Origin of the sequence: Halomonas piscis (assembly GCF_031886125.1) — a bacterium.
Taxonomy (GTDB): Bacteria; Pseudomonadota; Gammaproteobacteria; order Pseudomonadales; family Halomonadaceae; genus Vreelandella; species Vreelandella piscis.
In genome coordinates this window covers 714722-734395 of record NZ_CP119391.1, presented here as the reverse complement: position 1 = coordinate 734395, position 19674 = coordinate 714722, and the positions used below count along the sequence as shown (strand labels likewise).

At 64.6% G+C, this 19674-nt stretch carries 19 protein-coding genes; 4 read left to right on the top strand and 15 right to left on the bottom strand.

The genetic code is table 11. The features are described 5' to 3' along the window. Positions 1-21 precede the first annotated feature (21 nt). Both argB and slmA read left to right on the top strand, forming a co-directional pair. Positions 22-921 carry an acetylglutamate kinase gene (argB, locus tag P1P91_RS03450; protein WP_311884545.1) on the top strand — a complete coding sequence of 300 codons (900 nt, stop codon included), beginning with the start codon at positions 22-24 and terminating at the stop codon, positions 919-921. Positions 922-941: 20 nt separating this feature from the next. Continuing rightward, positions 942-1550, top strand: a complete 609-nt coding sequence (gene slmA, locus P1P91_RS03445) for a nucleoid occlusion factor SlmA (RefSeq protein WP_311884544.1) — start codon at positions 942-944, stop codon at positions 1548-1550. Positions 1551-1704: 154 nt separating this feature from the next. Here slmA and rpoH read toward each other — a convergent pair whose 3' ends face one another. From rpoH to ftsY, 4 genes are all read right to left on the bottom strand, one after another. Next, positions 1705-2577: an RNA polymerase sigma factor RpoH gene (gene rpoH / locus P1P91_RS03440; RefSeq protein WP_311884542.1), complete on the bottom strand. Its 873-nt coding sequence runs from the start codon at positions 2575-2577 to the stop codon at positions 1705-1707. Between the two features lie 247 nt (positions 2578-2824). Beyond that, positions 2825-3874: a permease-like cell division protein FtsX gene (gene ftsX, locus P1P91_RS03435; protein WP_311884541.1), complete on the bottom strand. Its 1050-nt coding sequence runs from the start codon at positions 3872-3874 to the stop codon at positions 2825-2827. Continuing rightward, a complete protein-coding gene (gene ftsE, locus P1P91_RS03430; RefSeq protein WP_311884540.1) occupies positions 3871-4539 on the bottom strand; it encodes a cell division ATP-binding protein FtsE in 669 nt (222 codons plus the stop codon). The genes ftsX and ftsE overlap by 4 nt, the downstream gene beginning before the upstream one ends. Further along, on the bottom strand, positions 4536-5885 hold the full coding sequence (ftsY, locus tag P1P91_RS03425; protein WP_311884539.1) for a signal recognition particle-docking protein FtsY: 1350 nt from the start codon (positions 5883-5885) through the stop codon (positions 4536-4538). Before ftsY ends, ftsE begins: the two co-directional genes overlap by 4 nt. A 137-nt stretch (positions 5886-6022) precedes the next feature. On the opposite strand from ftsY, the gene rsmD reads away from it, so the two are divergent. Next, on the top strand, positions 6023-6655 hold the full coding sequence (gene rsmD, locus P1P91_RS03420; RefSeq protein WP_311884538.1) for a 16S rRNA (guanine(966)-N(2))-methyltransferase RsmD: 633 nt from the start codon (positions 6023-6025) through the stop codon (positions 6653-6655). A 99-nt stretch (positions 6656-6754) separates the two neighbouring features. Here the strand turns inward: rsmD and P1P91_RS03415 are convergent, their stop codons facing one another. After that, positions 6755-7951: an IS4 family transposase gene (locus P1P91_RS03415; RefSeq protein WP_311882096.1), complete on the bottom strand. Its 1197-nt coding sequence runs from the start codon at positions 7949-7951 to the stop codon at positions 6755-6757. A 266-nt stretch (positions 7952-8217) separates the two neighbouring features. Here P1P91_RS03415 and zapB point away from each other — a divergent pair, with 266 nt between their 5' ends. Further along, positions 8218-8403: a cell division protein ZapB gene (zapB, locus tag P1P91_RS03410; RefSeq protein WP_311884536.1), complete on the top strand. Its 186-nt coding sequence runs from the start codon at positions 8218-8220 to the stop codon at positions 8401-8403. Between the two features lie 11 nt (positions 8404-8414). On the opposite strand, the gene P1P91_RS03405 is transcribed toward zapB, so the two are convergent. The 10 genes from P1P91_RS03405 to P1P91_RS03360 form a co-directional block, all read right to left on the bottom strand. After that, complete coding sequence (locus tag P1P91_RS03405) at positions 8415-8903, bottom strand: GNAT family N-acetyltransferase (protein ID WP_311884534.1); 489 nt, start codon at positions 8901-8903, stop codon at positions 8415-8417. Beyond that, the gene (locus tag P1P91_RS03400) at positions 8896-9699 is read right to left on the bottom strand and encodes a hypothetical protein (protein WP_311884532.1); all 804 of its coding nucleotides are present in this window, start codon (positions 9697-9699) and stop codon (positions 8896-8898) included. Before P1P91_RS03400 ends, P1P91_RS03405 begins: the two co-directional genes overlap by 8 nt. Further along, positions 9696-10004 (bottom strand): BolA family protein, encoded by a 309-nt coding sequence (locus P1P91_RS03395; RefSeq protein WP_311884530.1) that lies wholly within the window; start codon positions 10002-10004, stop codon positions 9696-9698. Before P1P91_RS03395 ends, P1P91_RS03400 begins: the two co-directional genes overlap by 4 nt. Before the next feature lie 76 nt (positions 10005-10080). After that, a complete protein-coding gene (locus P1P91_RS03390) occupies positions 10081-11481 on the bottom strand; it encodes an MFS transporter (RefSeq protein WP_311884528.1) in 1401 nt (466 codons plus the stop codon). A 94-nt stretch (positions 11482-11575) separates the two neighbouring features. Continuing rightward, positions 11576-11962, bottom strand: a complete 387-nt coding sequence (locus tag P1P91_RS03385) for a hypothetical protein (RefSeq protein ID WP_311884526.1) — start codon at positions 11960-11962, stop codon at positions 11576-11578. Between the two features lie 112 nt (positions 11963-12074). After that, positions 12075-13586: a lysine--tRNA ligase gene (lysS, locus tag P1P91_RS03380; protein ID WP_311884524.1), complete on the bottom strand. Its 1512-nt coding sequence runs from the start codon at positions 13584-13586 to the stop codon at positions 12075-12077. A gap of 63 nt (positions 13587-13649) precedes the next feature. Then, positions 13650-14748, bottom strand: a protein-coding gene (prfB, locus tag P1P91_RS03375) for a peptide chain release factor 2 (protein ID WP_376717159.1) whose coding sequence is annotated in 2 segments (ribosomal slippage) — positions 13650-14672 and positions 14674-14748 — 1098 coding nt in all. Because the reading frame shifts where the segments join, the coding sequence is not laid out codon by codon here. A 158-nt stretch (positions 14749-14906) separates the two neighbouring features. Then, positions 14907-16217 carry an OmpP1/FadL family transporter gene (locus tag P1P91_RS03370; RefSeq protein WP_311884523.1) on the bottom strand — a complete coding sequence of 437 codons (1311 nt, stop codon included), beginning with the start codon at positions 16215-16217 and terminating at the stop codon, positions 14907-14909. Positions 16218-16621: 404 nt separating this feature from the next. Beyond that, the gene (locus P1P91_RS03365) at positions 16622-17824 is read right to left on the bottom strand and encodes a cytochrome c (RefSeq protein WP_311884521.1); all 1203 of its coding nucleotides are present in this window, start codon (positions 17822-17824) and stop codon (positions 16622-16624) included. Beyond that, entirely contained in the window at positions 17825-19576 is a 1752-nt protein-coding gene (locus P1P91_RS03360; protein WP_311884519.1) for an NAD(P)-binding protein, read from the bottom strand. Positions 19577-19674 lie beyond the last annotated feature (98 nt).

Sequence of the window (19674 nt, the reverse complement as noted above, 5' to 3'; positions counted from 1 at the left end):
ACCCCCAGCAAGAGAACACAGATGAACGCAGCCAGCCACGATCCCCAGGTCGTCGTCGAAGTGCTATCCGAGGCGCTTCCCTATATCCAGCAGTTTTCCGGCAAGACCGTGGTCGTCAAGTACGGCGGCAACGCCATGACCGAAGACCATCTGATCGACTCCTTCGCCCGCAATATCGTGCTGATGAAGGAAGTCGGCATCAATCCGGTAGTGGTTCACGGCGGCGGGCCGCAGATCGGCGAGCTTTTGGGCAAGCTCAACATCGAGTCGCGCTTTATCAACGGCATGCGCGTCACCGACGATGAAACCATGGACGTGGTCGAGATGGTACTCGGCGGGCTGGTCAACAAGAGCATCGTCAACCTGATCAACCAGTGCGGCGGCAAGGCCATCGGCTTGACCGGCAAGGACGGCGCCCAGATCCGCGCCAGCCAGCTCCAGGTCAGAGCCAGGGAGCCCGAACACAAGACCTCGGAAATCATCGACATCGGCCACGTCGGCGAGGTGGCGTCGATCTCCACCGACCTGATCGAAATGCTTGCCGCCCGGGACTTCATCCCGGTCATCGCCCCTATCGGCGTTGACGACAGCGGCAAGAGCTACAACATCAACGCCGACCTGGTGGCCGGCAAGGTGGCCGAGGCGCTGGCCGCCGAAAAGCTGATGCTGCTGACCAACGTCGCGGGACTGCTGAACGCCGATGGCGAAGTGATGACCGGCCTTTCCACAGAGCAGGTGGACGCGCTGATTGCCGACGGCACCATCCACGGCGGCATGCTGCCCAAGATTCGCTGCGCGCTGAACGCGGTCAAGGGCGGCGTGCAAAGCGCGCACATCATCGACGGCCGCGTGCCCCATGCGGTACTGCTGGAAATCTTCACCAATGCCGGGGTGGGGACGCTGATCACCGATACCGATTAAAAGCCGGAGAGGGCATGAGCATGAGCGGGAAACCCAGGCCAAATCGCCACGAACAAATCCTTCAGGCGCTCGCCCAGATGCTCGAAGACGACCGCGGCCAGCGCATCACCATTGCAGCGCTGGCCCGGCAGGTGGGCGTATCGGAAGCCGCGCTGTATCGCCACTTCCCCAGCAAGGCGCGCATGTACGAAGGCCTGATCGACTTTATCGAGCAGAGCCTTTTTACCCGGGTCACCCGGATCAGCGCCGAGGTGCCCGACGCCGAGGGCCGCTGCGGCGCCATTGTCTCGCTGCTGCTGGGCTTTGCGGAAAAGAACCCCGGGCTTGCCCGGGTCATGGGAGGCGATGCGCTGACCGGTGAAACCGCCCGGCTGCGCCTGCGCATCCACCAGCTGTTCGAACGCCTCGAGCTTGCGCTCAAGCAGGTGCTGCGCGAGGCCGAGCTTAGCGAGGGCCGCCGCCCCGGCATCCCCGCCGCGGCGGCGGCCAACCTGCTCATGGCCCACGCCGAAGGGCGGATTTCCCAGTACGTACGCAGCGATTTCAAGCACCTGCCCACCGCCTACTGGGACGACCAGTGGACGCTGCTCTCGGCAAGGCTCACCCAGCCAGTGACGCGCAGCGCCTAGAGCTTCCGCCCCTGGCCAGGCCTGCCCCCTAACGCAAAAACGGCGCCCGTTCGGGCGCCGTTTTTCAGGCTCTTGGCAGCGCCTTCGCGGGCTGCATCCGCTACCGCAACGGGCGGCGTGCCTGTTTGGGCAGTCAGGGAGCATTTGCCGGGTTTCAGGCAAAGATCGTATCGCCCATTTTGTCACGCAGCTTTTTCATGGCGTTTTTTTCCAGCTGGCGAATGCGCTCGGCGGAGACCCCGTAAACGTCGGCCAGCTCGTGCAGCGTGGACTTGTGCTCGGCCAGCCAGCGGCGCTGGAGAATGTCCCGAGAGCGCGCGTCCAGCCCGCGCAGGGCCGACTGCAGCCGATGCGAGGCGTCCTGCTCGTAGTCGCTGTCTTCCAGCTGGGTAGCCGGGTCGGCGGCTTCGTCGTTGAGGAAGTTGACCGGCGCCCGGTACGCGCTGGCGCTGTCTTCATCCTCGCCCGGCGAAGCATCAAAGCCGGCGTCGAACGAAGAAAGCCGCCCTTCCATGTCGCGCACCACCTCGGGCTTGACGTCGAGGTCCTTGGCAATCGCGCTGACTTCGTCGTTATTGAGCCAGGCCAGACGCTTTTTCGCGCTGCGCAGGTTGAAGAACAGCTTGCGCTGGGCCTTGGTCGTCGCGATCTTGACAATGCGCCAGTTGCGCAGCACGAACTCGTGGATTTCCGCCTTGATCCAGTGCACGGCAAAGGACACCAGCCGCACCCCCTGGTTGGGATCAAAGCGCTTGACGGCCTTCATCAGGCCGACGTTGCCTTCCTGGATCAGGTCCGCCTGAGCCAGACCGTAGCCGGAATAGCTGCGCGCGATATGCACCACGAACCGCAGGTGCGAAAGCACCAGGCGGCGCGCCGCTTCCAGATCGCTGTCGTCGTAGAGGCGCCAGGCAAGCGCGCGCTCTTCCTCGGCGCTCAGCACCGGAATGCTGCCGACCGCGTTGATATAACCGCCTAGATCATTGCCCGGAGAAAGCTGACCCACCGGTAGAAGACTGTTGCTCATGTGCAGATGGTCTCCCTGATAACCCCAATATACGTAACGCTGACTATATGAACCCTGATGCGATATAAAACTTGGCGGCTTTAACTGGATGCCGCTGAATATAGTAGACCCCGACGCGGGTGAAAAGTTCCGTTTTGCTCTTGACGCAAGCGCGCTAAAAACCAATATTTTCGATGATTATGGACGCTTTTAGCGACTTTTCGAGAAATCTAGAGGCATTACAGAAGGTTTTGCGCTCAAACCGCCGTCACTGCGGCCGGATGCTTGCCAGGTGCCGACTCACCGCCACCCAGGCACCTAGCCAACCAAGTATTGTACTACAGAACAGAAGGATTGTAGACCCCGCAACGCCCAGGGTCGGCAGTGCGAACGTAGCGCCGTAGCTTGCCGCCAGCGCCTGCACCGGCAGCGCCAGCCAGCGTCCGCCGAGCGTCAGAAGCCCCAGCGCCAGCGCCCCGCCGCCCAGGCCATACCAGGCGCCGCTGTAGAGAAACGGCCGGCGCACAAAGGCGTGGGTGGCGCCGATCAGCGTAACGACTTCGATCTCCCGGCGCCGGCTTTCCACCGCCAGGCGGATGGTGTTCCCCACCACCAGCAGCACGCCCAGGCCAAACAGCACGCCCAGCGCCAGCGTGACGCGCCGGCCAAGCTCGGCCAGATAGCGCAGCCGCTCGACCCAGGCCAGGTCCAGACGCACCTCGTCGACGCCTGCCAGCTCCCCCAGCCGGCCGGCAAGCGCCTCCATAGTACCCGGAGACGTACCCCTGGGCGTGACTACAATGCTTGCCGGCAGCGGGTTGTCCTCGAGGCCGTCAAGGGCATCGTCAAGCCCCAGCGACTGCTGAAAGTCGGCCATGCCCTGCTCGGCGCTGATCAGCCGGGTTTGCTGCACGGCGGCATCGGCGGTTACCGCCTGCTCGACGCGCCCGGCTTCCTCGGCGGCCACGCGAGGCTCGAGATAGACGGTCAGCGTGGCGCCGTCGTCCACCTCGGCATCAAGCAGGCGTGCCCCGGAAAGCGTCAGCCACAGCGCGGCGGGCAGCACCAGCGCGATGGCAATGGCCAGCATGGTCAAAAGGCTGCCCACGGGGTGGCGTACCAGCCGCCGGCAGCTGTCCAGCGCCATGGCGCGGTGGTGCCGGCCCCAGGCGCGAAAGCGGTTGGACACCCTCGGCCCCGCCGAGCCGCTCGCCCGGGGCGGAGCGTCCGCGGCGGAAGACGCTCTGGGCTGGGCGCCACGGCGCGGCGTGGCGGCCTGGCGGCGGGACGTCGCGCCCGGTTTGCGCGGTGTGCTCATCGTGCCCCCTCGTCGGCCACCAGGCGCCCGTCGGCGAGGCGCAGCATGCGATGGCGCAGCCGGGTAATCAGCGCCAGGTCGTGGCTGGCAACCATCACCGTGGTGCCGATGCGGTTAAAGTCTTCAAACAGCGCCATGATATCCGCCGACAGCTGCGGGTCGAGGTTGCCGGTGGGCTCGTCGGCGAGCAGCAGCGCCGGCTTGTTGACCACCGCCCGGGCAATGCCCACCCGCTGCTGCTCGCCGCCGGAAAGCTCGATGGGGATCGCCCGCTCGCGGTGCAGAAGGCCAACCTTGTCCAGCGCCGCCCGCACCCGGCGCGCCGACTCACGGGGCGGAGCGCCCTGAATTTCCAGCGGCAGCGCCACGTTATGAAAAATGGAGCGATCGAAAAGCAGCTGATGATCCTGGAATACCACGCCGATCTGGCGACGATAGAACGGCACCTGGCTTGCGTGCAGCCCGGCGATATCGTGGCCGGCCACCACCACGCGCCCTCGGCTGGGGCACTCCAGGCGCATGATCAGACGCAGTAGCGAGCTTTTGCCGGCGCCGGAGTGGCCGGTGAGAAACACCATTTCGCCCCGCCTGACGTGAAAGCTCAGGTGAGACAGCGCCTCGAAACGCCCACCGTAGCGCTTGCCCACGTTCTCGAAGGCGATCATCCGCGGGCGTCATCGTCCGGACGATCAAACAGCGCGCTGACAAAATCCCGGGCCACAAAGGGGCGCAGGTCGTCCAGGGTTTCGCCCACGCCGATAAAGCGGATGGGCGTTTCCAGCTGGTTGGCCAGAGCGAAAATCACCCCGCCCTTGGCGGTGCCGTCGAGCTTGGTCAGCGTAATGCCGCTCACCGGCACCGCCTCGTTGAAGGTGTTGGCCTGGCTGATGGCGTTCTGGCCGGTGCCGGCATCCAGCACCAGCATCACTTCGTGGGGAGCGGCGGCGTCCAGCTTCTGCACCACGCGATGAACTTTTTTCAGCTCCTCCATGAGGTGACTCTTGTTGTGCAGGCGTCCGGCGGTATCGGCAAGGACGACGTCCACCCCGCGAGATCTGGCCGCGGCGACGGCGTCGTAGACCACCGAGGCGCTGTCGGCCCCGGTGTGCTGGGCGATGACCGGAACACCGTTGCGCTCGCCCCACACCTGAAGCTGCTCTACCGCGGCGGCGCGGAAGGTATCCCCGGCGGCGAGCATCACGCTCTTGCCCTCGCGCTGAAAGCGCTGGGTGAGCTTGCCGATGGTGGTGGTCTTGCCCACGCCGTTGACCCCGACCACAAGAATCACAAAGGGACCGTCGCCGGATTTTTCCAGGCTCAGCGGCGTGGTGACCGGCTCCAGCATGGCGGTCAGCTCTTCCTGCAGACCCCGGTACAGCGCCTGGGGATCGCTGATTTCCTTGCGCGACACCCGCGCTTCCAGCCGCTCGATAATCGTGGTGGTGGCCTCGATCCCCACGTCGGCCATGAGCAGCTGGGTTTCCAGATCCTCCAGCAGCTCGTCGTCGATCTGTTTTTTGCCCAGAAAGAGATCGGCCACGCCGTCGGTGAAGTTGGCTCGAGTCTTGCCAAGCCCTGCCTTGATCCGCGAAAGCCAGCCCCTTTTCTCCGGTCGGGCGGCCGGCTGCGGCGCCGGTTCGGGTTCGGGTTCGGGTTCGGGTTCGGGTTCGGGTTCGGGTTCGGGTTCGGGTTCGGTAACAGGGTCCGGCGCTGGCGCGGCTGGCGCATCGTCGGCCGGCTCGGCCACGGGGTCCGGTTTGGCCTCGGCCTCGGGAGCAGGCGGCGGCGCGTCGAGGTCGCCAGCATCGCTTTCCCGGCGGACGCCTCCCTCATCGGCGGGCGGCGCGGGCGCGGCGACGCTTTCCTCTGCCGTCTCGTCCGCTGCCGGCTCATCGCTGACGGAGGTATCATCGGCCTCATCCGCCGCCGGCTGCCGGTCAAGCGCGCTGTCGTCTTCGGGCAACGTTTCGCGGTTATCGTCTTTCTTCTTGCGCTTTAAAAAACCAAACATGGGCACTAACTTCCGCACAGAGCATATGAAAAGGAGGTGACAAGCGATCGCCGGCGACGGCCGGGCGGCCAGATTGGCCTCCATCCTACCACCGCCCATCAAGACTTTGGACTCGCGGGGCGCTACAATCCCCGCCCATGAAACGAAAACGCTCTTCCCGTCCGGGCCGTCCGAACGCCAGACACGCCGCCGCTCCCCAGGGCGGCAAGCTGCGGGTCATCGGCGGCGAGTTTCGTCGCCGCCAGCTCCCCGTACCCGACCGCCCGGGGCTGCGCCCCACGCCGGACCGCGTACGCGAAACCCTGTTCAACTGGCTGGGCCAGAGGCTTGACGGCGAGCGCGTGCTGGACGCCTTTGCCGGCACCGGGGCGCTAGGTATCGAGGCGCTCTCGCGCGGGGCCGCGCAGGTAACCTTTATCGAGCAGGACAGCCGCGCCGCGACCCAGCTGGAGCGCAACCTGGCCACCCTCAAGGCCGACGGCGGCCGGGTGCTGAGCACCGACGCCCGGGCGTTTCTCGAAGCCGGCAACGCCGGCGAACCGTTTGACCTGGTGCTGCTCGACCCGCCCTTTCACCAGGGCTGGGTCAGCGCCTGCTGCGCCGACCTCGAGCGCGGCGGCTGGCTGGCAGCCGGCGCGCGGATTTACCTGGAGGCGGAAGCCACCCTGATGCCGGCAGTGCCCGGTAGCTGGCTGCTGCACCGCCAGGCCGACGCCGGCGATACCGCCGCGCGGCTATATCAGCGCCTTGGCCCCGGCCAGCCGGTTTGAGCCATCGACAGGTCTGCGAGGGGCGCTATGAATCCATCCCTGGACACCAGCCTACGCCATCCATGGCGTAGATCCTGACGAATCCCCACGAATATGTTGCTACTCGCCGCATAGGCTCTGCTCCCTGACTTCCTCGCGAAGTCGTGCTCGGAGGGTTGTCCAAGCAGGCCAAGGCACGGCGTCGGGTTGATGACGACGAAGACATTCCAAGCCCAGGCGCCACACGGAAAGCACGCTCCGGTGCCGGATACTGTTGCTCTGATAGCGCCGCTGTTGCCCCCGGGCTCGGACATCCAGGCCGGCCACCATCATGGCCACGTTCGCCAACATGGCGATCAGCAGCAGGACCTCGATGCGCTTGCCCTGGCGAGACTGATGCATGCCGAAGCCCAGCCCGAACAAGGGACTTTTGACATCGCGGAACCCTTCCTCAATCTGCATGCGCTGTCGGTAGATCGTTACCACTTTATTCGCCAGCGTTGAGCGGTCCGGCAGATTGCTGACCAGCACCCAGGGCTCCTGCTGACGCCGGGCGATCGTCCGGCTGCCGCCGTCCCGAGAGATCCGGCCTTGTTTATTGCGATGCTTACGTCCCCGTGGCGGTCGATAATAGAGCACCATCTGAGCGCGGAACGGATGGTTTTCGGCGATCCGGACGGAGCCCCACGCCTGCGGTTCCGATGTCGCGTGTTGAAACAGGGTCTTCACGGGTTGCCATGCTTCGCCTGACGCCTGGTAACGGGCGGGCTGACGGACCCGTCCAACGATATACCAGCCGCGCGCTTCAACGGCCCGAAACCACGGGTTACGAAAGCCGGCATCGGTCACCAGGATCGGCGTGGCCTTGTCGGGCAGGATCCTTGCCAGCGCATCCAGCAGATAGGCTTCACAGTATGGGCATCCTTCCTTGTGATGAACCTTCTCGAAGATGGGCAGCGATCGCCCGGCGAAGGGCACCGCCGCACGCAGCAGGAAATGCCTGCCGCGGTCATCAATCGGCGACCAGTCCACCAGAATCAGTGGGCGCGTTGTATGGCCGATCAGCAGCGAGGCCATGAGCCAATAGAACAGCGGTCGTTCCTGATGAAGGTGAGGGTTGCCTAATAGTCGATCGACTCGTTTGATGGCGTGCTTGGCATCCGTCGAGCTCGGCAACGCACGGCCAATGGCCGTTAATCCCAGACGTCGCTCGCCCAGCAGAGCGCCAACGGTATCGAGGACGGTCTGTAGCCGCTTGGCATGGATCACGGAGAGTGAAGACGTCAGCAAGTTATGCAAGAATCGAGGGGCCTGCATGGGTCTCCTTCGCATGTTGTTGTGTGTCGTAACTCACAACATGCATGACTCATGCAGGCTTTTTCAATCCTATCATGCTGATTTTATTACCCATTTCATGGGGATTCCTCAGGCGTAGATCCCCTCTTCGACCTTGTTCCCGGCTCCTCCGGACATGGACAGCTGCGATTGCCCTGCCAGGTCGCTTGCCGCCGCGCCGCCCGGGCGTTACGCTCAGGCGCTGGCCCAGGCCAGCCCTGTCTACTTGTTTATTGTCGGAGAGATCCATGAGCCAGGAACTGTTCAATCAGCTCGAGCAAAAAGTCACCGCCACGGTGGAGGCGCTCGAACTTTCCAAGCTGGAAAACGACGAGCTGCGCGAAGAAAACCAGACGCTCAAGCAGGAGCGCGAAGAGTGGGAGCGCCGGCTCAACGGCCTGCTGCAAAAATTCGACGATTCCAGCAGCAGCTGACGGCGCGCCTGTCACGTGCCGACGGCGCGCGACATCAGCAGCGCGTCTTCCCGCCCGCTGCCGGCGGCGAGGGGCGGATAATAGCCCCGACGCCGCCCGTCCACGCCAAAACCCTGGCGCTTGTACAGCGCAATCGCAGCGGCGTTGCCGGCGCGCACTTCCAGCAGCAGGCGCTCGCTTTGCCAGCGCTCGGCCGCCTCGCAGGCGGCGCGCACCAGCGCATCTCCGACGCCCCGGCCGCGATAATCGGGTTTAACGCCCAGCGCCTGTATTTCGGCGTCATACGTCAAGCGCGCCAGCCAGAGATAGCCGGCCAGCGCCGGCGAACGCCCGCAAGCGCCGGCGGCCATGACGCCCAGCACCCGGCCGTCTTTCGTTTCCATGGCCTTACACAGGGCAGCAGCCACGGCGCCGCTGCCGGCAATGCTGCCCCCGGACATGACGCTGCCGGCCTGGCGGGCGCCGAGCGTCTCGACCCGCCACCGAGCTCCGTTATCCACCGCCCTGCTCCTCGCGCCACCGGGCGCTCAGCGCCGCCAGCGACGGCCACAAGTCGCGCTTGGCCGCGCCGTCTGCGAGCAGCGTGTCAAGCGCCGGCCCCTGCCACAGCGGCAGCGACAGGGCCTGCGAAACGGTTCGGCCGCGCGCTTCTTCCGGGGCCAGCACCCGGGCAAGCGGCGAAGCGTCGTCGCCGCTCCACCACAGCGCTCGGCTCGGCTTCCAGCCGTTGCGGCTTGCCGCGCCGTCAATGAAGGCGTTTACCCCTTCCCTGGCCTCTTCAAGCGGCGCCTCTGGCGCGGGGCCGCCGACAAGCGGCGGCCAGCTCAGCGTATGCCAGGCCGACAGGCTGGCGGCGTCGATTCCCACCGCACGGCAGATATTGCTCAAGAGCCTGCGCGCGGCGTCTCCCGGCTCGCCTTCGTGCAGGCTTAGCCAGCGCCCGCCCAGGCACACGCAGGAAAGCGTAAAGCGCAGCGGCGTGGGGGGAGACGCCGGCGCCTTCGACGGGGTTTCTGCCGGCGCCTTCGGCTGAGCCGGGCGCTCCTCATTCAGCAGCGCCTTGAGCGAGGCGGGGTTGGCCGCGGGCGCAGGCGCTGCGGCGCGGCGGCTGGCCTCGGCCTGCTGGGCGTCGTCAAGCAGGGCGTGCAGGCGCTTGCCCGGCGACTCGGGCCTAGGCGGCGCCTCGTCCCACTCGCAGGCCTGGGTGACCAAGGCATTGGGCAGCCGGTAGCGGGACGCAAAGGCGGTAATGCCCATGGCGTCCAGATACTGCCGGCGAACGACTTCCGGATTCACTTGCCGCCGCCGCGACAGTCGGGGGAGTCCGGGCGCTCGCCGCCTCGGGCCTCCCACTCCTCCGGAGTATAAAGGTGCAGCGCCAGCGCGTGCACCGGCCCCGACATCTCGTCGGCCAGCAGCTTGTATACCTGCTGGTGGCGCTTGACCGGCATCAGGCCGTCAAACTCGCGGCTTACCAGCGTCACCTTGAAGTGGGTTTCGGAGTTGGGCGGCACGCTGTGCCGGTGGCTTTCGTTCTCCACCTCGAGCACCGTGGGTGAAAGCGCCTTGAGCTTCTGCCCGATCTGTTCCTGCAGTGTCACAGTGACCTCCTTGGCTGACTCGACAACGTCCGGCCGCAACGACGCCGCCGGAAGCAACAGCGCCAATTGTACGCGCTTATGCGACGGTCGACGATGCGCGCGCCTGCATGGCGCGCCGCGCCAGCGGAATGCGCGCGGCGCTGACAACAAGCGAGAGCAGCGCGCTCACCGCCCCCAGCCACAGCGTTACCTGCACGGCAAGCCCCAGCGCCAGTACCGCGCCCACCAGCGCCACCCCGAGCGACTGGCCCACGGTACGCGTGGTGCTCATCACGCCGGACACGTTGGCGCTGCGCGCGGCGGGAAGGCTGGCCATCATCTCGCGGTTGTTGGGCGGCTGAAAGAGGCCGAACCCGAGGCCGCACAGCGCTACCCGCCAGAGGCTGCCGACAATGCCGGTGTTCTTGTCTACCAGGGCCAGCGCCACAAAGCCCGCTATCACCAACGCCAACCCGGTAGTCGAGAGAACGCTGGGGTTAACGCGGTCGGCCAGGCGCCCGGCCAGCGGCCCCACCACCATCAGCGCAAGCGGCCAGGGGGTAAACAGCCAGGCGGTAAGCAGCGGGCTCAGCCCCATTTTTTCCTGGTAGAGAAACGACAGCGCGACAAACGCCAGCCCCTGGCCGATAAACGCCAGCCCCGAGGCCGACACCGCCAGGGTAAAGCGCCTTTCGCCGAACAGATAAAGCGGCAGCAGCGGATACGCTGCCCGGCGCTGGCGGCGGATGAACGCGGTGCCGCCCGCCAGCGCGACGGCGCCAAGACCGGCCCACTGCCACAGCGGCGCGCGATGACCGATGGCGTCCATGGTCAGAAACAGCCCGGCGAGCGTGAGCATGGACAGCAGTGCGCCGGGAACATCAAAGCTGCCCTGACGCGGTGCCTCTCTGGGCAGCGCGCGATAGGCCAACAGCAGAGACACAACCCCCAGCGGCACGTTGAGGGCAAAGAGCCAGGGCCAGTGAGTAAACGACAGCATCACCCCGCTAAGCGTGGGGCCGGCGGCGTAGCCCCCGCCCACCACCAGCGCGGAGAGGCCCAGGGCGCTGCCCAGCAGCCTCGACGGAAAAATCAGCCGATAGAGCGAGGCGCCGATGGACAGCGTTGCCGCCGCGCCCAGCCCCTGCAGCGCGCGAAACACCAGCAAAAGTTCCAGCTGGCGCGACAGCGCCGAGCCGAGCGCGGCGAGCACAAAGGTGGAAAGCCCGAAAAGATAAATCCGCCGGCGAGTTACAAGCTCGCTCAAGCCCGCGAATACCAGGAGAAAGGCTGCGCTGACCACCTGGAAAATCGTGGTCACCCACACCACGTCGGCGGACGCCACCTCAAGGTCGGCGGCAATAGAGGGCAGCGCGAGATTGATCATGGTGGTATCCACCACCGACATCAGCGTACCGCTGACCAGCGCCAGTACGGCAAGCAGGCGCTCCGGCCCGGGCAGGCCGTCGTCGTCTTCGCGCGTTTCAAACAGCCACATGGAACGTCCTTGGGGAACACAACAAAACCGGCCGCAGCCGGTTTTGTTGCCTGCGCTGGCGCTGCCCCGTCAGAGGCAGCTGGTCTACGGGCCGCTAGTCGGGATCGTTGTCGAGCAGCAGCGAATCGTCCACCTCGGAGATTTCCAGCGCCGTCTCGTCGTCGAGGTCCACTGCCAGGAAGCTGTGCTCGATGCGCAGAAAGTCCTCGAACAGCGCCCAGTCAAGGGACTCGGGCCACTGGCGCTCGTCCTCTTCCCAGGCACGCAGCTCGATTTCAAAAATCTCCACGTAGCGCTCGCGAATATAGGCATGCAGCGCTTCGGGCGTGTCCATTTCGGGGATCAGGTAGACGGTGCTTTCACGATCCACGTCGTCAAGCGTCAGGTCGTCATCTCCCATGGTGGGCTCGAGCCCGTTGATCCAGTCCACGAATTCCTGGGTCGGCCGAACGCTCAGGGCGGAGCGGTTAAGCAGCTTCATGGGAGTCTCCTCAGACAACGATGCCTCACGGAACGATCACTGGCAGTCAAACGAGGCCATTATGAGCATTTGTGCTCCGACTTGCCAATGCTTGCCCTACCCGTCCCACAGGTTAGGCGTCTGCCTCGGGGCGCATGGCCGGGAACAGCAGCACGTCGCGAATGGAGGGGCTGTCGGTAAACAGCATCACCAGCCGATCGATGCCGATACCTTCGCCCGCCGTGGGCGGCAGGCCGTACTCCAGCGCGCGCACGTAGTCGGCGTCGTAGTACATGGCCTCCAGATCGCCGGCGTCCTTCTCCGCCACCTGCTCTTTGAAGCGCTCGGCCTGGTCTTCGGCGTCGTTGAGCTCGGAGAAGCCGTTGGCAATCTCGCGGCCGCCGACAAAGAACTCGAAACGGTCGGTAACAAAGGGGTTGGCGTCGTTGCGCCGGGCCAGCGGGCTGACCTCGGCCGGGTATTCGATGATGAAGGTGGGCTGGTCGAGCCGGGGCTCGGCCACTTCCTCGAAGATTTCCGTCTGCAGCTTGCCAAGCCCCCAGCTGTCTTTTGCCGGAATGCCCAGCTTGCCGGCCAGCGCCCGGGCCGCCTCGCGGGAATCCAGGTCGGCCGCAAAGATGCCGTCGCCGTGGCGGAGAATGGCGTCGCGCAGGGTGAGGCGATCAAACGGCTTGCCAAAGTCGTACGTCTCGCCCTGGTAGGTCACCGTGGTGGTGCCCAGCACCTTCTGTGCCGTGCTGCGCAGCATGGCCTCGGTCAGGTCAAGAAGGTCGTGATAGTCGGCGTAGGCCCAGTAGAACTCGACCATGGTAAACTCGGGATTGTGCCGGGTGGAAAGCCCCTCGTTACGGAAGTTGCGGTTGATTTCAAAGACTTTTTCAAAGCCGCCCACCACCAGCCGCTTGAGGTAGAGCTCGGGCGCCACGCGCAGGTACATGTCGATATCCAGCGCATTGTGGTGGGTCATGAACGGCCGCGCCGTGGCGCCGCCGGGAATCTGCTGGAGCATCGGGGTTTCGACTTCCATGAAGCCGCGATCCTCGAAAAACCGCCGCATGGCGCTGATGATCGCCGCCCGGGTCTCGAACACCCGGCGCGAGTCAGGATTCATGATCAAATCCACATAGCGCTGGCGATAGCGGGCTTCCTGGTCGGTCAGGCCGTGGAACTTGTCCGGCAGCGGGCGCAGACTCTTGGTCAGAAGCCTGGCCTCACGCATCTTGACGTAAAGGTCGCCCTTGCCCGACTTGTGCACCGGTCCGCGCCCGGCAACGATATCGCCGATGTCCCAGCTCTTGATGTCGTCGAGCACGTCTTCCGGCAGGCCTTTCTTGTCCACGTAGAGCTGGGTCTGCCCGGCCGCGTCCTGAATCACGATAAAGGGACCGCGCTTGCGCATGATGCGCCCGGCCACCGCCGCCTGGCGGTCCAGCGCCTCGAGCTCGGCCTTGTCCCTGTCGCTCAGCGCCTCGTCAAGCTCGGCGCTCAAGCTGTCCCGGCGAAAGTCGTTGGGAAACACGCTAACCCCCCGGGCTTCGGCCTGCTCGCGGCGCTCGGCCAGCTTGGCGCGGCGCTCGGCGATCAGGTGATTTTCGTTGTCAAAAGACGCGTCCTGGTTGGCCATTCGGGCACCCTTGCAATATGAACCTTGGAAAGTCGGTGGGAAAGTCGGTGGAGCTGAAAAACGCTACAGGCCCTGCTTGAGGCTGGCGACGATGAACGGATCCAGATCGCCGTCGAGCACCTTGTCGCAGCTGCTCGACTGCACGCCGGTGCGCAAATCCTTGATGCGCTGGTCGTCCAGCACGTAGGAGCGAATCTGGCTGCCCCAGCCGATATCCGACTTGGCGTCCTCCGCCGCCTGCTTGGCCTCGTTGCGCTTGGCCATTTCGTGCTCCCAGAGCCGGGCCCGAAGCTGCTTCATGGCAAAGTCGCGGTTGGCGTGCTGGCTGCGCTGGCTTTGGCAGGCCACCACGATGCCCGTGGGCTCGTGGGTGATACGCACGGCGGAGTCGGTGGTGTTGACGTGCTGGCCGCCGGCGCCGCTGGAACGGTAGGTATCGGTGCGCAGATCGGCAGGGTTGATGTTCACCTCGAAGCTGTCGTCCACTTCCGGAGACACGAACACCGAGGTAAACGACGTGTGCCGCCGGCCGCCGGAATCGAACGGGCTCTTGCGCACCAGGCGATGCACGCCGGTTTCCGAGCGCAGCCAGCCGAAGGCGTAGTCGCCCTGGACGTGAATCGTCGCCGACTTGATGCCCGCTACGTCGCCTGCCGACACCTCGAGCAGATCGGTCTTGAAGCCGTGATGCTCGGCCCAGCGCAGATACATGCGCAAAAGCATGTTGGCCCAGTCCTGGGCCTCGGTACCGCCGGAGCCGGACTGGATATCCAGATAGGCGTTGTTTTCGTCCATTTCGCCGGAAAACATCCGCCGGAACTCGAGCTTCTCCAGGCGCGCCTGCATGGTGTCGAGCTCCTTGCAGACCTCGTCCACCGTGTCCTGATCGTCTTCCGTCTCGGCAAGTTCAAGCAGGTCTTCGCTGTCGCCAAGGCCCTGCTCGAGCGTATCGATGGTGGTGACGATGGTATCCAGCGAGGCGCGCTCCTTGCCCAGCTTCTGGGCGTTTTCCGGATTGCTCCAGACGTCGGGATCCTCAAGCTCGCGGGTCACTTCTTCTAGTCGTTCCTTGCGTTCGGCATAGTCAAAGATACCCCCTAAGAATCTCTGTCCGCTCCGACAGATCCTTGATTTGCTGATGGATCGGGTTGGTTTCCAGCATGGATGTGCCCCAAATAGTGTGGCGTTGGCAAAAGCACCATTGTAGCGAAACCGGGCGCGCCCCGCATCCATCGCCTGCCTTATCCGTATAAAACCGCGCGGCCGGCAAAAACCCGGCCGAAGCCGGGTTTTATGGTGCCGCAGACGGCAGCGTAGCGCCTAGAAGCGGTAGGTCAGCTGAGCGCCAAAGCCGTGGGCTTCGTTTTTGTAGTCGGCGCTGTAGTTTGACGTCACCGGAGGTGTTGACTGTCCGGCCACGGTGAAGCTGTCGGTCTTGGCCTGGCTGATTTCGGTGCGCCGCTCGGTGAGGTAGGAATACGCCAGGTCGACGGTCAGATCGTCCAGCGGCGTCCAGCCCGCGCCCAGCGAAAAAATTCGCCGGTCGTCCGAGGGAATGCGCACGCTGCGATGCTCGTCGCTTGTCGGCGTGGCGTCCAGCGTCAAGCCGGCACGCAGGGCCAGCGCCGGGGTCAGCTGATACTCACCGCCGGTGGCAAACGCCCAGGCGTTGGAGTAGTTCTGCGTCTCGTTAGTCACCTCGCCACGGTTGGCGCCCTCGACCAGGATCCGCTCGAACTGGCTCCAGCGCGTCCAGGAAGCGCCGAACATCAGCTTGAGCTTTTCGCTCATCTGCTGGGTCACGGAAAAGTTGACGGTTTCCGGCGTGGTCAGGTCAAGGGTGGCGTCGTCGGTCACGGTGCCAAGACCCAGCTGATCGAGCGCCGGCGACGAGGCGGTGAAATCCCCCTCCAGGGTATAATCCACCTTGGAGCGATAGGTCAGCCCCAGGGTGGTTTCGGGTACCGGCTGGTAAATCACCCCGAGGTTATAGCCCCAGGCCTCGTCGTCGCCTTCCACCCGGGAGTCCACCTCGGCAGCGCCCAGCGGCGTTACCACCGGCACCTGGCGACGCAGCTCGCCGTCCACGCGGTTATAGGTGACGCCGGCGCCCACCGACCACTGGTCGTTGAAGCGGTAGGACACCGTCGGCTGGGCGCTTTTGACCTTGACCGAGGTGTAATCGCCCTGGTTGCGCCCCTGAAAGCCGCCTTCGTAATCGGTCTTGGAGCCGAACGGCGCGTAGACGCCAAAGCCGAAGGCCAGCCTGTCGTTGACCGGATGGGCATAGAAGGCAAAGGGCACAAAGGTGCCCGGCACCATGTCGCCCTCGTTGGAACCGGTGACCGGCAGCGTATCGGTCGCGCCGCCGGTGGCCGGCAAAAATGCGGGGCTGGTTTGCGACGCCCGGGCGTTGCTGATGTCGGTTTTCGCCTTCAGATAGGTGCCACCAACGGACACCTGGGCGCGGTCGAGAAACGACATCCCCGCCGGGTTGCCGAACACGATGGTGGCATCGTGGACGTTGGAGCTGCGCCCGGCGTGGCCGTAGCCCTGGCCGCTCACGCTCTGCTCGTTGAGCTGAAACCCGCCGGCCTGGGCCTGCCCGGCCGTCAGCGCCGCGGCGGCCACGGCGGCCGTCAGCGTAAGCGCTGCGGTGTTTCTGACGGCGCCAGCGATAACGCTGTTACGGGCATTGATGTGGTTAGCATTTATTTTAATAATATTTGTTTTATTGGCATTGTTATTCATGGCCGTTCCCTTGTTCCCCGAGAAACCTACGACTCTGCCGCAGGTGAGGCGCGCTGGCCGTTAAGCGATAAAGGCCGGCGCTGCGTGCACCGGGCCGGAAAAGAACCCGGCTCATACGTACGTTTAACGTAGCCTCTTTTTCTCGCACCCGACACCGGGGTTCAAGGGAAAACGCTCATTTTGGGGAGGTTTCCGGCTCATCCATTGGTCGTATTATGCCGATCCGTTGTTGCCAGGCCAGCTCGTTGGCGGGCTTTTTCCGTTAGCGCCCGCCAAAGGCGCACCTAGCGACGCTCACCGACAAGGTCGGGCGTTACCGGCTCCGCCTCGTTGCCCCAGCGGCTGCGCATGAAGGTGATGAGTTCGGCAATCTGCTCATCGCTGAGCTGCCAGCCATAGCCCGGCATCAGGCGCTGGGTCTGCCCGGGCCCTGCCACCGGCGTTTCCGTGCCCTCAAGAATGATTCGCGCCAGCGAGCTTGGGTTGTCAGCGTTGACGGTGGCATTGCCGGCGAGCGCCGGCGTGACGTCCGGGTAGCCCGAGCCGTCATCGCCGTGGCAGGTAGAGCAGTATTCGTTATACAGCTCGGCGCCGTTTTGAGTCGGCTGCTCAACGCTAGTGGCGAGACTTTCCCTGTCCGGCGCCAGCGACTTCAGGTAAACCGCAATGGCTCGGCGATCCGCATCGGTCAAATGCCGGGTGCTATGTCGCACCACCTCGGACATGCTGCCCGACACCGAGACCTGCCCGCCCATGCCGGTTTTTAGCAGCTCGGCTATGTCTTCAACCGATAACGCGCCGATTCCGGTCTGCCAGTCGCCGCGCAGGCTAGTCGCCCACCAGCCGTCCAGCTCCGCGCCGGCAAAAAAGGCCTCATCGCTTTCGTCCATGCCCTTTTGCTGAAAACCGATGCCCCGAGGCGTGTGGCAGGAGCCGCAGTGGCCGGGCCCCTGGACCAGATAAGCACCGCGGTTCCATTCCTCCGAGCGCGACGCATCGGGCTGGAACTCGCCTTCGTCCAGATAGGCGGCTTTCCAGAGGTGCAGCGGCCAGCGCATGCTCAAAGGCCAGGTAATATCGGCCGGCCGGTTTTCCTGGCTGACCGGCTCCACTCCGTTCATGAAGTAGGCATAAAGCGCTTCCATATCGCCATCCGACATCCTGGTATAGCTGGTGTAGGGCATGGCCGGATACAGGGGCCCGTGGGGCGACTGTCCCTGGCGCAGCGCCGCGGCAAACTGCTCGAGCGTATAGTCGCCGATGCCGGTATCAGCGTCGGGAGTAATGTTGGTGGTATAGATGTCGCCCACCGGGGTGGGCATGGCCAGGCCGCCGGCAAAGGGCTCACCGCCGGGTGCCGTGTGGCAGGCGGCGCAGTCGCTTGCCTTGGCCAGGTACTCGCCCTGCTCAACCCGGGCGTCGTCAGCCGCCCAGGCGTGCGCGCTCAAGGCGACGGCGATCATGACTGTGGCAGGTTTGATCATCATTCAGCCCTCTTCCCCGGTCAGTTCGTCAACGGCGCGAAACGCCTGGTCAATAGCAGCGTGCATATAGGGACTCCAGCCGGCATCCGAGTTGGCAATGGCAATGCGGCCATGGCGCTGGCGCGCCAGCTCGATGGTGCGTTCCGCTTCGGGGGTGGTATCGAACAGGCTGGTTTCTTCGTAGCTGTAGCCGTGAGACCAGCGGTTAACGGTGATTGCACTGATTAGCCCATCAAGCTCGGCATCCGTTATGGCCAGGATGGCTGCCAGCTGCTGACGAATCTCGGCTTCCATGTCGGCAAACGAGCGCCCCAGAAGCTCGGCCCTGCCCATGCGCAGCTGCTGGCGCACGGGCAGACCGGTATTGGCCGCCGTGGGCACCTGGACCATATGCACCACAATCGGATCGTCCGGGCCGGAAGCATGCTCGTAGCCCCCCATGCTGACCGGATAGTCCAGCTTGACCAGGCTGTAAGGGGCCGTCGGGGCGTACATGGAGTGCACGCCCAGCCGCTTGAACGCCTGCCAGTTCTTCAACACCACCTTGGTATACACCAGCGGCGCCTTGACGTTGCGATGCAGCGCCTCTTTTTGCCGCGCCGGCAGCGACGGCACCATGGCGGGGATCATCATGTTGTAGCAGGCCATGATGCACTGCCTGCCCTGAACACGCCTTAGCTCGCCGTCGTTGAGATAGCCCACATCCACCGGCCCTTCGGGGTTGTCCACCCGTACCACGGTGCTGTTCAGGCGCAGGCGCACTCCGTTACCGGGCCGGTCCAGCTTGCCGTAGTCAAAGTCGGCCATCACCACGTCTTCCATGGTGCTGCCGGGCGCCACCCCGGGGATCATGTCCCGCACCAGCAGCCGGGCCACGGAAGCGTTACCGTCGGGAAAATGGTAGATGTAAGGATCGTCCAGCTCGGCTTTCACGGCCTCACCGGGCTCGGGCAAGTCCATGGCCGAGAAGCCGGGATAGCGCACCTCGTAGGCGTCGATGGCCGCAATGGCATCGATGCCGTAGCCGTAGAACTCATTGCTGGTAGAGCGGAAATACAGCAGCGCCTCGTCGCTCAGGCCGACCGTATTTTTCAGGAAATCGTAATAGCTGATGCCGGACAGGTAGTCGACTTTCTCATCCATCGACATCTGCGGTAAGTAATCCGGCGGGTCCAGATGCAGCTCAAGCAGCTCTTCCGTGGCTTCCTCCGGCAAGGGAAAGTCGCGAATATAGGCCTCAAGCGAACGGCCGTTGAGCAGCTCCGGGCGCAAATCATCGGCGACGCCCATTTCGGGGTTGCCGCCGACCACCTTATCGACACCAAAGTGCGCCTTGTCGAAGAACACGCCGCGGCTCATGCCCTGCCGGTAGTAATAGTCCCGGTCGAAGTAGGCACGAAAGCGCTCGTGCTCCACGCCAAGTGCTCCCAGCAGCTCGTTGACCTGATCGCTGAAAAGCGAATCCGGCGACTGAAACGACTCGCTGCCGCCGTAGCTGAGCAAGGTTTGGTCATCCACCTCGAACTCGTTGCGCTTGGCGTGACCGCCAAAGTCATCATGGTTATCCAGAATCAGAATGCTGGCGTCGGGGTGGCGCTTCCGGTAGACCCAGGCGGCCGCCAGACCGCTGATGCCCGCGCCCACCACGACAAGATCGTAGGTCTCCTTAACCGCCAGGCCGCCCAGAGCGAAACGGTGGCCTTCGCGGGCCATCTTGTGTGCCGCCTCGAAAGAGCCGGGATGGTTGCCCCGCATGCCCGTACGCAGAGGCGGATAGCGATGCTCTGACGACGGACTGGCTTTTAGCAGGCTTAGTGGCGTTGCCCCTGCGGCAATAGTGATCGCAACACCAT

Coding starts and splice junctions, on each gene's coding strand:
- P1P91_RS03385 (WP_311884526.1), bottom strand. CDS start 11,962: ATGAAGCTGCTTAACCGCTCCGCCCTGAGCGTTCGGCCGACCCAGGAA.
- rpoH (WP_311884542.1), bottom strand. CDS start 2,577: ATGAGCAACAGTCTTCTACCGGTGGGTCAGCTTTCTCCGGGCAATGAT.
- ftsE (WP_311884540.1), bottom strand. CDS start 4,539: ATGATCGCCTTCGAGAACGTGGGCAAGCGCTACGGTGGGCGTTTCGAG.
- P1P91_RS03365 (WP_311884521.1), bottom strand. CDS start 17,824: ATGATGATCAAACCTGCCACAGTCATGATCGCCGTCGCCTTGAGCGCG.
- zapB (WP_311884536.1), top strand. CDS start 8,218: ATGAGCCAGGAACTGTTCAATCAGCTCGAGCAAAAAGTCACCGCCACG.
- P1P91_RS03390 (WP_311884528.1), bottom strand. CDS start 11,481: ATGTGGCTGTTTGAAACGCGCGAAGACGACGACGGCCTGCCCGGGCCG.
- slmA (WP_311884544.1), top strand. CDS start 942: ATGAGCGGGAAACCCAGGCCAAATCGCCACGAACAAATCCTTCAGGCG.
- P1P91_RS03360 (WP_311884519.1), bottom strand. CDS start 19,576: ATGCGGGGCAACCATCCCGGCTCTTTCGAGGCGGCACACAAGATGGCC.
- ftsY (WP_311884539.1), bottom strand. CDS start 5,885: ATGTTTGGTTTTTTAAAGCGCAAGAAGAAAGACGATAACCGCGAAACG.
- rsmD (WP_311884538.1), top strand. CDS start 6,023: ATGAAACGAAAACGCTCTTCCCGTCCGGGCCGTCCGAACGCCAGACAC.
- lysS (WP_311884524.1), bottom strand. CDS start 13,586: ATGGCCAACCAGGACGCGTCTTTTGACAACGAAAATCACCTGATCGCC.
- argB (WP_311884545.1), top strand. CDS start 22: ATGAACGCAGCCAGCCACGATCCCCAGGTCGTCGTCGAAGTGCTATCC.
- P1P91_RS03415 (WP_311882096.1), bottom strand. CDS start 7,951: ATGCAGGCCCCTCGATTCTTGCATAACTTGCTGACGTCTTCACTCTCC.
- ftsX (WP_311884541.1), bottom strand. CDS start 3,874: ATGAGCACACCGCGCAAACCGGGCGCGACGTCCCGCCGCCAGGCCGCC.